Raw genomic sequence first — 14,039 nt, 5'->3', positions numbered from 1 at the left:
TAGTGACGAAATATAATGAGGTAATATGTAATTTAGACCAATTACAGTTCTTGAACTTTTAACTTTCCCATTACTTTCAGAATACTTAATTTCATGTGAAATTAAAATCATATTTAATGGAAGGTAAAGAGATACCGAATAATATCTTTCTTCTAAAAAGATTGAAGGCTTTAGAAAAGAGAGTAAAATCATTAGAAGAATTTTTAGAGGAGAAAACTTTAAAAGAAACGTTTACTGTGGATGAAGTTCTGAAAGTCTATGGTATTAGCCGATCCACTTTCGATAGGTACAGAGATTCAGGATTAAAAGTGTATCAGCCTAAGAGAAATGGAAGAATTATGGTTAAAAAATCTGATATTGATAAGTTTTTAAAAAAATAAGAATGGTTGATGTGATAAAATTTTATGTTGCAGATGTAGAGCAATGATACTTAATCTGAGGACTCTCATATAATGCTATCAGGAACGATGTAAATGCCTTAAAAATCGATTTAAAACTAATTAGAGCATAATTTAGTCTTGAAAGAATTTTAATTGATTTTTACTGCTTGGAAATATTTAATAATTAAAAAATAGAACTATGAAAAAATCTGAATTGGAGAGTGGATATAATCTTCTGAGCAAAATCGTAGAGGAATTTTACGAAACTCACTATGAATATAAAAATGGAAAGCCGAATAATAAAAAATATATTGAATCGAGACTAAATACTTTAATAGGTAGAGCAGAAAACTATATTACTGAAAATGATGAATTTTATAATATTGTAACGGTAGGTAAAAATGAATATGAAAGAATCGTTTCTATTGAAGGTACATTTACTATTAGAAATTTTTCCAGTGATATGCCTGAAATTTTAGAAAGATTAAAGAACTTTATTGAAAATTTGAAAGAATGAAAATAAATGAGTGTCTTATAGAATCAATAAAGTTTATCAAATCTAATGAAATTGTAAATGATTCCTCAGGTATTGGAGAAGCTATTATGGATTCAAATTTAGAAGATGGAATATTGAAAGATATTCCGATAATTGGAACTTTGATAAACGGACTTTGTCTTTTGGTTGCTTTTTAATTTAATACTTTGAAAAGTGAACCTGAAAATTTATAAATAAACGAGATATTAATTGTTGATAATAGTTATTGTTTCCCTATTAATTAATAATGTAATAATTATCTAAATTAATTTGTTATTTTTCAATAAATATTCCCTATTTTTCTCCCCGAATATTTTGTGAATTGCTAAAAGCCCATTAAATAATGGAAAAATAAGATATTAGTTCGAGCCCAGGTGGGACCACTTTTTAAATCAAGCACTTACAGATTTGTAGGTGCTTTTTTGTTTTGTTGAGTAACTAATAATAACAATTTTGCAGTTACCTTTTGCAGAATTCACCCTTATTTTCTTAATATTATTTCATCAATAAAAAGAATTAAATTTTAGCTGTACTTCTTTTTGGAATCAATCAGGGGGAATCGTGAATGCTTTTAACGTTTCATCGGATAAATATACCTCTTCGTCGATATAGGCTTGTATGCTTACTGTTCACTTTTTATTTTTGAACCATAAATTAAAATCATGAAAAGAATAAGTGTTATTTGTGGATTTTTGATGAGCATGTGTTTATCAGCGCAAAAGATAGAGGTACTTAATTTTGCGACCTTTCATATGGGAAAAACGCCAGACGCAGCAAAAGTAAGTTTTGATCCGCAAAGTGAGAAAAGCCAGAAAGAGGTTTTTGAGATTGCAAAATTGCTTGCTGAATTTAAACCAACAGTTATCTGTGTTGAGCTGGTTCCTGCTGAGAATGAGAAAATCCAGAATGACTACCACAGTTTTTTAAAGAATAAAAACCATAAAGTAGCCTATGAAGGTGAAGTTTCATTATTGGCATATCAGATTGGAAAACTGGCTAATGTGAAAAAAATATATGGAATTGATGAGCAGGAAACAGGGCAGTACAATTATAGAATTGGAGATCAGTTGAAAAATCAGGTAGATAATATCACCTATAAACGTTTTATAACTACTTTTATTGAAGGATTCAAAAAACAGGAAAATCTTTCTGTGAAAGAAAAACTTATCGACTATAATAAAGAATCCACTTTACAGGAGATGATTACCGCTAATGCTGATATTTTGACTCATGTAAGTACAGCAAATCATTTTGAAGGAGCAGATGAAGCAGCTAAATATTACAGAAGAAATCTGAGAATGTATTCTAACCTTAATCAAATTCCACTTTCGGAAAATGACAGAGTCCTTATTATTTCTGGGGCAACCCATGCTGCATTTTTCAGTGAGTTTTTAAAACGAAGTCCTAAATACCAGTCTGTAAATGTTTTTGATTACCTGAAGTAGGGAGAAAGGCTTAAGTAAATGTTGATCCTTACAATTAATATTTCTAAAGTTCAAATATTTCAGAAAATATTATGTTAAACATATGTTTAAAAAAAGCATAAAGAATAATTAAAACTCAGTTAACAACCTTCTTCGGCAGATACTGTTGCTTTGCAGAAAAAAGTAATGATGGAAAATAACAATCTGCTTAACAGAAGAAGGTTTCTTAAGAATTCACTCTTAGCAGCTGGAGGACTCTTTATTGCTCCTCTGATTATAAGTTGCAGTGATGAAGATTTTACTGAAGGTGGAATAGCTCCTGATGATCTGAAAAACTCAGGTTTTGATACCGGAGTGGCCAGCTTTGATCCTACAGCTACTGGAATTATTATATGGACAAGATATTCTGCAGGAGCAGATGCAGAAATAACCTGGGAAATAAGCCGAAACAGTAATTTTTCCGAAGTTTTAAGAAAAGGACAGGCGACTGCTACATCAGCCAATGATTTTACAGTAGCAGTAGATGTGCAGAACATTCCGTCTAACACTAAATATTACTATAGATTCTATAACCTTAAAACTAAGGAAGCAAGCGTAACCGGAGAAACCATTACACTACCATCCAAAACAGATACTGTAAACGATGTGAAGATGGCAGTGGTATCATGTTCCAACTTTCCGGCAGGACTTTTTAATGTTTATGGAGCCGTTGCCAAATCTGAAGCAGATGTAGTAGTACATCTTGGGGATTATATCTATGAATATGCTCCGGGACAATACGGAACCAATCCTTATACCAATCAATTAGGAAGAGCACATAAACCTGCAAAAGAAATCCTGAATCTGAATGATTACAGAGAAAGATACAGACAATACAGAGGTGATAAGAACCTTCAGCTGGCTCATCAGAAAAAACCTTTTATCTGTGTATGGGATGATCATGAATTTGCCAATGATACTTATAAATCAGGTGCAGAAAACCATCAGCCTGATGAAGGTGATTTTGAAGCAAGAAAAAAAGCTGCTTTCCAGGCATACAGTGAATATATTCCTCTTAAAACAGGGAAAGATCTTAGAATTTACAGAAGTTTCAACTTCGGAAATATTGTTTCCCTGTATATGATGGATACCAGAGTAATTGCAAGAGATAAGCAATTAGAATATTCAGATTATCTGGACAATGCCGGGAATTTCGATCAGCTGAAGTTTAAAACAGATTTTTTAGATCCCAACAGAAAACTGATCGGAAGCGAGCAGATGGCATGGCTAGGTTCTCAGATCAACGCTGATTCTGCAAAATGGAAGGTATTGGGACAGCAGATCCTGATGACCAAAATGATGGTTCCTGCAGAACTATTGATGTTACTCAATCAGATTTTAGCGGAAATAAAAAAACTCGGAAGTGCACAACCGGCTACCATGCAGGCTTTACAGACTACAATTGGGCAGCTGATTGTTATTAAAGAAAGATACAAACAACAGGATCCTACACTTACCCCACAGGAAATAGCAAGAATAACCACCACCTTACCTTATAATCTGGATGCGTGGGATGGATATTTCATGGAAAGAGAACAGCTGTATTCCCTTCTTACTGGTAAAAATGTTATCGTGCTGGCAGGTGATACACACAATGCATGGCTGGGGAAACTCACCAATGCACAAGGAAAGATTATTGGAACTGAGTTAGCCTGTAGCTCTGTTTCGTCACCAGGGCTTGAAGGTTATCTTGGAATTACATCAGATCCCACTCAAGCAATTGCTTTGGCCCAGGCATTTTCATCATTAATTGACGATCTGGAATATGCTAACCTTTACAAAAGAGGCTACCTTCATGTAAAATTTACTGCTGGAAATTCTGATGCGGAATGGAGGTTTGTAGATAATGTGGTTTCCGATATTTATACTGTGACTACAGAAAAAAAATACACAATCTCATAGTTTTAAAGAACATATCTTATTTTCAATTTTGTACATAGCTCCAGGGAATACTGGGGCTTTTTTTGTTCTTATTTTTTCCGTATATTGAACAGATGCAAGAGGATTTTAGAAAAGAGTTTTTACCATTAGTTTCAAAACCTAACTGGATAATCACCTGGCTGATTAATATTTTTGGTGGAGCATTGTTACTGGTTATGTTTATAGTGCTTGCTGTATTTCCACTTTTGGTTTCCGGGAGTATACGGATATTGGTTGTGGTAGGCGTATTATATTATCCTGTTTGGGCTATAGTTATGTATCATTTTTTCCGTCATATCAGGAAAAATATGGCTATAGCCATAAAAAAGATAAGAGTAGATGATACAGGTATTCATTTCTATAAAAGGGATGGAAGTATAGATGATGTGCTTTACAGTCAGTTGGGACCATCTTATCTTTCAGATGATTATGAGGTGTATATATCAAAAGAACACAAAACATGGATGCTCGCTGTAGGAATAGATCGTAATGAAACTAAAGTGGTTTTTGATGGAACACACCTTGGAAGTATATATTACATCAAAAATGCAAGAGCTTTACGGGCCAGGTTTATAGAAGGAATTGTTCGTTTCAGACCAGATTTGAAAATAGACCCGTTTGTATTTAAGGAATTCAGTATTCATCCCGAAAAGTTTACGTTCGACGGGAAAAGATATATGAAACATGTTTTAGAAGGTGCAATAATAATAGGCATTATATTACTGATAAGTTTTGGAATAATGTTTCTGGTTGTAAAATTATAGGGCATAAACCGTAAAATGTATCTGTTTTTCCTGAATATGTATCATAAGGACGCCACTCAAAAGATGTAATTTTACCCATTATTGAAAGCCTGTACTATGAGCATGAAAATATTAAATATCCCCGAATTCTGCCGTTACCTGAATGTTGGCCCTCTGAAAAGTGATGATCTTCACATCGTAGATTTTGAGGCAGAAAACGATATCAGGTTAAAATCCGAACCGGTAACCATTGATTTTTATCTTTTGGCCATCAAGCCCTCCATGGAAGTGAAATTTACTTCTTACCAGCTGCTGGAAGATCAGTCTGATTCATCCTATATGTACGTAGATTGCCCACAAAATACGCTGGAATGGGAGATTACAGCGCCATTTTCAGGATTATGCATTATGGTGGGCACCAAATACCTTGAAAAATATGCCAAGGACTACAGCTTTGTACATTATAACAATCACGAAGCTCTTTTCCTCACCAAGGAAGAAGAGAATATTGTTTGGGACCTGTTCAGAAAAGCCAATCATGAATTTCAGAAAGAATACTATTCAAGAACAGTGATCATTTCTTATGTCAACCTCATTCTTACCTATGTTAAAGACTTTTATGATCGCCAGTTCGATACCAGAAGTGAAATTTACCACAGGGTTATTGATGAGTTTTATAAAAATCTGGACTATTACTTCAGAGAAAATGAAAACCTTGCAGGACTGCCATCTGTAGCTTATTTTGCTCAGAAAAGTAACCTTTCACCTAATTATTTCGGTGACCTTATCAAACATTTTACAGGCAAATCACCGCTGGATCATATTCACGACTATGTTATAAAACAGGCCAAAGATAAACTCAAAAATACCAGTCTTTCCATAAGTGAAATATCTTACAGTCTCGGTTTCGATTATCCCAACTATTTTGCCAGGTTCTTCCGGAAAAAAACAGGACTTTCCCCAAAGGTCTTCAGAAATCAATAAATAATTATACATACCATTATAAAAGGCAGCTCAATGAGTTGCCTTTTTATTTTCAGGAGCTTTTTCCGGCTATCCACTTATACTCCTCACGCCAATACACGCCAAGGCTAAGTCCTTCTGTTTTCCAGCCTATGCTGCGGGGTAACCGTTACTATCCGGGCTAATTTATGAGTAATGAATGATAGTAATGTTAAACCTAAACTGAAGCCTTGCCTCCAATACTATCCACAAGCATCTGTGTAAATCTGAGCAATCTGTGGGAAACAAAATTCTAAAATCTAATAAGGATTATGACTAACCACAAAAGTTACAAAAGACTTAAATACTTAAGAGATTTAAAGTTACAGGCTTTCTGCATAAGAAGTACACATAAGTTTTTTGAAAATTTCTGATTTTCTTATCCGCAATCATCTGCAAAATCTGTACGATCTGCGATAAACCTTAAACACTGAACGAGTAACATCAATAGAGGTGGGCTCTAGCCGCCTAAAAATACAAAAAAGTAAAATGTATCTGTTTTCAGGTAATGAGTCTCCGTTTACAGCATATATCTCTTCCTACCTTTGATCTGTCAAAAAGAAAGAAAATAGATCGGAGAAAAGCAATCAAAAATAGAAAAGTGCTTTCCATTTCGTTCTGAAAGATTTCATTCGAATAAATAATAACAAATAAAATACAAAATCATGTCACAGGAAAAAATCAGTATTAAAAACACAAACGCTCAGGAAATTACTTTATCAGCAATCATCAATTTCCCAGAAGGGTTTGATCAAAACAAAAAATATCCGGCAGTAGTTGTATCTCATCCGGGTGGCGGAGTAAAAGAACAGGCGGCAGGTCTATATGCAGGAAAATTGGCAAACCACGGATTTATTACCATTGCCTATGATGCCTCTTATCAGGGAGAAAGTACAGGAGAACCGCGCCAATTGGAAAATCCTTACATCAGAACAGAAGATGTAAGTGCCGTAATTGATTACCTTACGACCTTATCTTATGTAGATACTGATAAGATTGGTGCTATGGGAATTTGTGCGGGAGCAGGATATACAGCTAATGCGGCCATCAACGATCATAGAATTCAAGCAGTGGGAATGGTAAGTGCTGTAAACATTGGATCTATGTTCAGGAATGGTTGGGAAAACAATGTGAAAGATGCCGATGCATTACCTTATTTAGTAGCAGGTTCCAATGCCAGAACAGCAGATGCAGGGAGTACAGAAATTCAGACCATTCCGTTAGCCCCAATGAGGGAAGAAGATGCACCTAATGAAGAATTGAGAGAAGCCTGGGAATATTACCACACAGACCGTTGTCAGTACCCTACAGCACCAGGTTTTGCTACAGCCCGAAGCCTTTCACAGATCATTTCTTATGATGCTTATAATAAAGCAGAAGCCTTCTTTACGCAGCCACTGTTAGCCATAGTGGGAAGTATAGCAGGAAGCGCATGGATGAGTGATGACCTTATAGCGCGTGCAGCCTCTGCAGATAAGAGAAAATATATTATTGAAGGAGCAAACCACATGTCTTTATATGACAGGGAAAACTATGTTAATGAAGCCATAGACCAGTTAGTTCCGTTCTTTCAGGAAAAATTAGCTTAACAGAACCTTGTAAATGCTGCTGTATTTTGGATATGGCAGCACTTATTTAATATTAAAACCAATTAAAATGTCAACAAAAGTATTAGTGTTAGGAGCCGGAGGCGCCATTGCACAACATGTCACAGAATTTCTTAAAGAAAATAAAGATATTGAACTTACCTTGTTTGCAAGGAATACAGAACATTTAAATCAATATCAGTCCTCTGCAAATATTGTAAAAGGAGATGTACTCAATCCAAACGATCTCAACAATGCCATAAAAGATCAGGATGTTGTATATGCAAACCTTTCAGGACCAATGGATAAATTAGCAGGAGAAATCGTAAAAGCTATGGATAAGAATGGAGTTAAAAGGCTCATTTTTGTTACCTCATTAGGCATTTACCACGAGATTCCCGGAAAATTCGGAGCGTGGAATGAAAGAATGATCGGAAAAGACCTCATTCCTTACAGACAGGCCGCTGATATTATAGAAAGATCTTCTCTTAACTATACCATAGTTCGTCCATCATGGCTTACTGATAAAGATGAGGTAGAATATGAAACTACCCAAAAAGGAGAATCTTTTCTAGGAACAGAAGTTTCAAGAAAAGCGGTTGCTGCATATATCGCGAATATCATTGAACACCCTGAAAAAGATAATAAAGCAAGTGTTGGAGTCAATAAGCCTGGGATATATGGTGATAAACCAGTATTTTATTAGATAAAAAGAAACAAATTCCAGATAAAAACAAACCATATTTCTCAAAAAAATATATACATTAGAGGTACACAATTAATTGAAGAACAAATGGTAGAAAATTTTATTTATTATCTCGGGTTGGTTTTGGTGATCATTGGAGCCATTATGCTGGCGAATCGTTTAAGAGTAGCATATCCCATTATATTGGTTATTGCAGGACTGCTTATCAGTTTTATCCCCGGATTACCACCCATTAAAATTGATCCTGAACTTATATTTATCATTTTTTTACCGCCGTTATTATACGAAGCAGCCTTTGCTGTTTCATGGAAGGAAATCTGGAAAATGAGGCGGATCATCACCAGTTTTGCCTTTATTGTAGTATTCCTTACAGCCATATCAGTAGCTTTTGTGGCTAATTCTTATATTCCCGGGTTTTCATTAGCATTAGGTTTTGTACTGGGAGGGATAGTTTCTCCACCGGATGCGGTGAGCGCAGGAGCTATTTTAAAATTTGTAAAAGTACCTAAAAATCTGTCTACCGTTTTAGAAGGTGAAAGTCTCTTCAATGATGCTTCCTCTCTTATCATTTTCAGATTTGCAATGGTAGCTGTAGCAACCGGACAGTTTATCTGGCAGGATGCCGTGGTGAGCTTTGGATGGATGGTATTTGGCGGACTGGGAATAGGTCTTGTATTGGCCTATATCTTTCTCAAAATTGAAAAAATATTTCCCACCGATGTCAATATGGATGCAATTCTCAGTTTAGTGGCTCCTTATGTAATGTATATTGCTGCTGAAGAAGTACATTCATCCGGAGTATTGGCTGTGGTGAGTGGAGGATTGTTTCTGTCCATCAGAAGACATGAAATTTTCCGGACCTCAGAATCAAGGCTGAAGGGTTCCAATGTATGGGAAAGTTTTGTTTTCCTGATTAATGGAATTGTATTTCTATTAATTGGCTTAGATCTTCCGGAAATTATGATAGGGCTTGAGAAAGAGGGAATAAGCCTTTTCAACGCAGTTGGTTACGGATTATTGATCACAGCAGTACTGATTGTTGTACGCTTTTTATCCTCTTTTGGAGCTGTATTCGTTACCCTGATTATGCGAAACTTCATTAATGTAGCAGATAGAGATCCTGGGATGAAAGCTCCTATACTGATGAGCTGGACAGGAATGCGTGGAGTAGTTTCACTGGCAGCAGCTCTATCTATTCCTGTAGTAATGGAAAACGGTCAGCCTTTTCCACATCGCGACCTGATTCTTTTCATTACCTTTATTGTAATTCTGGCAACCCTGATTATCCAGGGGCTTACGTTACCTTCACTGATCAAAAAACTTAATCTGTCCGATACCGGAAGTGGGTATCTTTCTGAAGAAGAATCCGAACATTATTTAAGAAAAGAAATGCGAGGAGTAGCTTTCAGGTTTCTTGATGAAAACTATAAGGAACGAAGAAATGAAAACGAATATTTTAATAAACTAATGGACCGTTGGGAGCAGGAAGATAAAGAAGATTCTATCCATAAACTATCAGAAGACGCCAAAGAAATTTATTTCGAAACCCTTGAGCAGCAACGCATCTGGCTTCGGGAAGAAAACAGACGCAATCCTAATATTGACGAAGAATATATAAGACATTATTTAACGAGGCTGGATCTTGAAGAAGAAAGGCTCAGAATGTAAAAAAATAAGGAAATGAATTTAGTAAAACAGCTCGGGCAGTTTCCTGATGAAAAAAGAAAGGAATACTTCAGCACCTTACCCAATTATGCCAATGGGAGATTTCATAATATACTCATCACTCCGCCTTTATTGGAAGGAGAAAGTATGACCAAAGCTCTTCTTAACAGCTTGTGTAAAGTGGAAAACACCTCCCCCAAATCGGCTCTTCCATTTGTCATAACAGACCTGAAAACCCTCGACCCGGAAGAAAATGTTCTGGTATGGTTCGGGCATAGCTCATATTTTATACAGGTGGATGGTAAAAAATTCCTGATAGATCCTGTTTTCAGCGGAAACGCTTCACCTATGCCAGGATCTATTAAAGCATTTCCGGGAGCAGATTATTACAAACCGGAACATATGCCGGATATAGACTTTCTTTTGATTTCCCACGATCATTGGGATCACCTGGACTACAAAACCGTACAAGAATTAAAAGATAAAGTGGAAACCGTAATTTGTGGATTAGGAACAGGACAGCATTTTGAATACTGGGGCTGGGAACCGAAAAATATCATTGAAAAAAACTGGTGGGAAAGTGTAGATATTGCAGATGGTTTCAGAATTACCCTGACTCCCGCAAGACATTTTTCCGGAAGGTTACTGAACCGGAATATTTCCCTCTGGACCTCTTTTGTCCTGAAAACACCTGCCAAAAACCTGTTTTTAGGTGGTGACAGCGGCTATGGAAATCATTTTACGGAAATTGGAGAAAAGTACGGCCCGTTTGATCTCGCTGTCATGGAGTGTGGGCAATACAACGAAAAATGGCCCTACATTCATACATTACCGGATCAATTGATTGGTGAAATTAAAGAGCTAAAAGCGAAAAATTTTATTCCTGTTCATCATTCAAAATTCAAACTTGCCCAGCATCCATGGTTTGAACCGGTGGAATTAGCTGCAAAAAATGCAGAAGACAATAATCAGCCTATTACTTTACCTTTGATAGGTGAAAAAGTAGATCTGGATCAGTTAGGAAATGTAACCTGGAAAAAATGGTGGGAAGAATATTGGTAAGAATAGAATGTATAAATAGCTTAGAACTCAGTGGACAGTTTCTGTTCATTCTATTCAGAATAAAAATAAGTAATTCACTTAACCAATAAAATTAAAACCTGCCCATTACTGAGCAGGTTTTTCTTATTATCAAAAAAAATAATCATTACTGAGGTTCTTTGTGAGAATCCTTAGTATGAATGATGTCATAAAATACGGTTGGGTTAGTTGCATCAGGAGTAATTCTGTAAGTAAACGTAGTTTCGTTCAGTACAAGAATATCTACAGTACGGGTAAAAAGTACATTTCCGTTAGCATCTAAAGCAACAAGAGTTCTTGTTTTTCCATCAGGAGAAATAGTCCATGTTCCTTGGGATCGTAGAACATCATTTAATCCAAAGATTTTAAAAGTTCCGTTAGCTTTGAAGTAAGAATATCCAACATAACCTGCTACACTGGCATTATCCAAAGCTACAGCAGCTCCGGCATTATCTTTTGCACCTGTAGTTTTCCATGGAGTAGAAGCTAAGGTAAGCTGTCCGTTTTTGGGTTCCGTATGAGGAGTTCTCATATGGATAATGTCATAATAAACTGATGGATCAGCAGCGTTAGGACGGATTCTGTAAGTAAATTCATTTTTGTTTAAAACAAGAATATCAACATCTCGGGTAAAAATTGCAGTTCCATCCGGATTTAAAGCAGCAATAGTTCTCGTTTTTCCCTGAGCATCTACAGACCAGGTTCCTCGTGATCTCAATACATCATTTAAATTGTAAATGGCAAAATTTCCGTCTGCTTTGAAGTAGGCAAATCCTACATAACCTGCTACGCTGGCATCGGTCAAAGCTACGTTAGCTCCATTTTTATCCTTTGCTCCGGTAGTTTCCCATGGAGTAGAAGCCAGAACCTGTGAAGGGGTCTGTTGTTCAATAATAATTTCATTATCATCGCTTGAACACGAAATGAAAGAGGCTGATAAAAGTATCGCCGCAGATAGATAACAAAGTTTTTTCAGTGTATTCATAAGAGTATTTTTAAGTATTTGCAAACTTATCCCTAATAAATATCAAAAGTGTTGTATGAAATATCTCTTTTCTTGTAAAAAATATAACCGATGGTAGATTGAGCTGAAGATAACAGTATTACCAACCTGTTATCAAAAGGTTTCTTGCTGCTTTTACACTGCATTTCTGATATTTTGAATAGGTTAGTGCCGCTCTGCTTCTGATCTGTTCACCTGATTCATTATTGAGGTACCCTGTTAAAGCATCATGCAGGATATAGGCTTCAGGAGCCATCAGATGGCTGGTCCACACCAAAGGATTAGCTTTGGTTTCCTGTAACAGTGGTGAGAAAAATCTTTTGCTGTAACAGGCTAAAATGATACAGTCCCTGGTCTGTGTTATTTTTACCCTACAAAAAACAAATTCAGGAGTCTGGTTTCATTATTAAATTAATCGGCATTTTTTTTAATATAATAAACAAAACGTATATAGTAATTTAATTATTATATTTACACCTTAATCTAAAAATACTTACAAATGAAAAATCTTAAAAAAATTTCGAAAAATGAATTAAAAAACATTAGTGGAGGATTAAAAAATCCCAAAGAATATTTAGAAGGTGAAGGAGGGGGTGGAGCTTTTAGTACTTATAGATGTTGTAGTAATCCACATACTTGTGGTGGATGTAGTACTGGTAGCAATTGTCCATCAGGTTACTATTTACAAGCTTGTTGATAAAATAGCTAAAATTATTGAGTCTGTTGAATAATTATTCAACAGACTTTGTTTTAAATAAAAAAAATAATGAATATAATTAGAATCATAATTCTTACTTTAATCTCAATTAATGTTTTTGGTCAAAACAAACAATTTTTTTATGAATACAAATTTATTAGTGATTCTACAAACGTTAAAAATTTAGAGAAAGAAATAATGGTTTTGAATATTGGTAACAATAAATCAGAATTCTATAGTCTTGAAAAATTTAAATCGGACTCAATATTAAACGCGGATTCAAAGAAAGGAATCTTTTCCGTACCCCCTAATAAAAAAATGAATGGAGATAGAGTAGTTAGAAATAGTAATACTCAAAAAATTGAATTTATTACACCTATTGAACTTTATAGATATTCAGTGAGTCAGAATATAGATTTAAAATGGAATATACTTGCGGAGTTTAATAATATCTTGGGGTTTGATGTGCAAAAAGCAACCACAGAGTTTGGAGGTAGAAAGTGGATTGCGTGGTTTGCAAAAGAGATCCCGATACAAAGTGGTCCGTATAAATTTTTTGGACTTCCAGGGTTAATACTTAAAATAGAGGATCTTTATAAAAACCATACTTATGAACTTAAAGGAATAAAAGAAACAAAAGGAGACTTTAATTATCCTTACGTGAATAATTATAGAGATATAAAAATTACCTATTCAAAATATGTTAAAATTTATAAAAATTTCAGAAAAAACCCGATGGCAGGTTCAGTTGGAACTTTTCCAGATCAAACAGATGCTAATGGCGTTTTTCATTCCGGAAATGAAATTTTTCGTGAATTTGAAAAAAAAGCGCTTGAAGACTTGAAAAAAGACAATAATATTATAGAATTAGATTTATTAAAAAAATAAATTGAAAGGAAGGTATCTAAATTCAGGGATTCCTGACCTTTGGTAAGACCAGCGAGGTTGGTTATCTTATCTTTTGATTTATTTTGATAGACAGAAAAAAGAGAATAGTAAAACAAATAGAAATGATCTAGGTATTTTCATGATTTTGTGCATTTTTCTTAAAAGTACAACAAACTGGAAGTACGGAACAATGATTTCCTGAATTTTAAAGGTAAAGTATTCGGAAATCTATTAATTTTCAAAGAATAATTGTGCTTTTTCTTCATAAGCCTTATCACTACAGATTATTTACAGGTCAAAAAAGTACATTTTAAATCCTCTCTCTCATGTCTCTCAGATGATTGTGCAAAATCTGCGAGAATTTTATCTCT

15 protein-coding genes are annotated in these 14,039 nt (G+C 35.0%); 13 read left to right on the top strand and 2 right to left on the bottom strand.

Going from position 1 to position 14,039, the window contains the following annotated elements; all coding sequences use genetic code 11:
• Positions 1-116 precede the first annotated feature (116 nt).
• The 11 genes from WH267_RS01415 (at position 117) to WH267_RS01365 (ending at position 11,062) form a co-directional block, all read left to right on the top strand.
• Positions 117-380 carry a helix-turn-helix domain-containing protein gene (locus tag WH267_RS01415; protein ID WP_340004978.1) on the top strand — a complete coding sequence of 88 codons (264 nt, stop codon included), beginning with the start codon at positions 117-119 and terminating at the stop codon, positions 378-380.
• 199 nt (positions 381-579) lie between these two features.
• Entirely contained in the window at positions 580-897 is a 318-nt protein-coding gene (locus WH267_RS01410; RefSeq protein WP_340004976.1) for a hypothetical protein, read from the top strand.
• Positions 894-1,073 (top strand): hypothetical protein, encoded by a 180-nt coding sequence (locus WH267_RS01405; protein WP_340004974.1) that lies wholly within the window; start codon positions 894-896, stop codon positions 1,071-1,073. The genes WH267_RS01410 and WH267_RS01405 overlap by 4 nt, the downstream gene beginning before the upstream one ends.
• 504 nt (positions 1,074-1,577) lie before the next feature.
• Complete coding sequence (locus WH267_RS01400) at positions 1,578-2,360, top strand: DUF5694 domain-containing protein (RefSeq protein ID WP_340004972.1); 783 nt, start codon at positions 1,578-1,580, stop codon at positions 2,358-2,360.
• Positions 2,361-2,525: 165 nt separating this feature from the next.
• Complete coding sequence (locus WH267_RS01395) at positions 2,526-4,280, top strand: alkaline phosphatase D family protein (RefSeq protein ID WP_340004970.1); 1,755 nt, start codon at positions 2,526-2,528, stop codon at positions 4,278-4,280.
• 92 nt (positions 4,281-4,372) lie between these two features.
• Positions 4,373-5,062: a hypothetical protein gene (locus WH267_RS01390; protein ID WP_340004968.1), complete on the top strand. Its 690-nt coding sequence runs from the start codon at positions 4,373-4,375 to the stop codon at positions 5,060-5,062.
• Positions 5,063-5,158: 96 nt separating this feature from the next.
• Positions 5,159-6,025 carry a helix-turn-helix domain-containing protein gene (locus tag WH267_RS01385; RefSeq protein WP_340004966.1) on the top strand — a complete coding sequence of 289 codons (867 nt, stop codon included), beginning with the start codon at positions 5,159-5,161 and terminating at the stop codon, positions 6,023-6,025.
• A 683-nt stretch (positions 6,026-6,708) separates the two neighbouring features.
• The gene (locus WH267_RS01380) at positions 6,709-7,632 is read left to right on the top strand and encodes an alpha/beta hydrolase (protein ID WP_340004964.1); all 924 of its coding nucleotides are present in this window, start codon (positions 6,709-6,711) and stop codon (positions 7,630-7,632) included.
• A gap of 67 nt (positions 7,633-7,699) precedes the next feature.
• Positions 7,700-8,335, top strand: a complete 636-nt coding sequence (locus tag WH267_RS01375; RefSeq protein WP_340004962.1) for an NAD(P)H-binding protein — start codon at positions 7,700-7,702, stop codon at positions 8,333-8,335.
• A gap of 87 nt (positions 8,336-8,422) precedes the next feature.
• A complete protein-coding gene (locus WH267_RS01370) occupies positions 8,423-10,003 on the top strand; it encodes a Na+/H+ antiporter (protein ID WP_340004960.1) in 1,581 nt (526 codons plus the stop codon).
• A gap of 12 nt (positions 10,004-10,015) precedes the next feature.
• Positions 10,016-11,062, top strand: coding sequence for an MBL fold metallo-hydrolase (locus WH267_RS01365; protein ID WP_340004958.1), 1,047 nt, complete (start codon positions 10,016-10,018; stop codon positions 11,060-11,062).
• A gap of 145 nt (positions 11,063-11,207) precedes the next feature.
• Here the strand turns inward: WH267_RS01365 and WH267_RS01360 are convergent, their stop codons facing one another.
• Both WH267_RS01360 and WH267_RS01355 read right to left on the bottom strand, forming a co-directional pair.
• Positions 11,208-12,065 carry a DUF4822 domain-containing protein gene (locus WH267_RS01360; RefSeq protein ID WP_340004956.1) on the bottom strand — a complete coding sequence of 286 codons (858 nt, stop codon included), beginning with the start codon at positions 12,063-12,065 and terminating at the stop codon, positions 11,208-11,210.
• A 118-nt stretch (positions 12,066-12,183) separates the two neighbouring features.
• On the bottom strand, positions 12,184-12,357 hold the full coding sequence (locus tag WH267_RS01355) for a hypothetical protein (RefSeq protein ID WP_340004955.1): 174 nt from the start codon (positions 12,355-12,357) through the stop codon (positions 12,184-12,186).
• A 225-nt stretch (positions 12,358-12,582) separates the two neighbouring features.
• Between WH267_RS01355 and WH267_RS01350 the strand changes: the two genes are divergently transcribed.
• Together WH267_RS01350 and WH267_RS01345 are read left to right on the top strand one after the other, a co-directional pair.
• Positions 12,583-12,780, top strand: a complete 198-nt coding sequence (locus WH267_RS01350) for a bacteriocin-like protein (protein WP_340004954.1) — start codon at positions 12,583-12,585, stop codon at positions 12,778-12,780.
• Positions 12,781-12,849: 69 nt separating this feature from the next.
• The gene (locus tag WH267_RS01345; RefSeq protein ID WP_340004952.1) at positions 12,850-13,668 is read left to right on the top strand and encodes a GLPGLI family protein; all 819 of its coding nucleotides are present in this window, start codon (positions 12,850-12,852) and stop codon (positions 13,666-13,668) included.
• Positions 13,669-14,039 lie beyond the last annotated feature (371 nt).

Source organism: Chryseobacterium sp. MYb328, assembly GCF_037572595.1.
Lineage (GTDB): Bacteria > Bacteroidota > Bacteroidia > Flavobacteriales > Weeksellaceae > Chryseobacterium > Chryseobacterium pennae.
The sequence above is the reverse complement of the archived record's forward strand: the minus strand, read 5'-3'. Positions and strand labels throughout refer to the sequence as shown.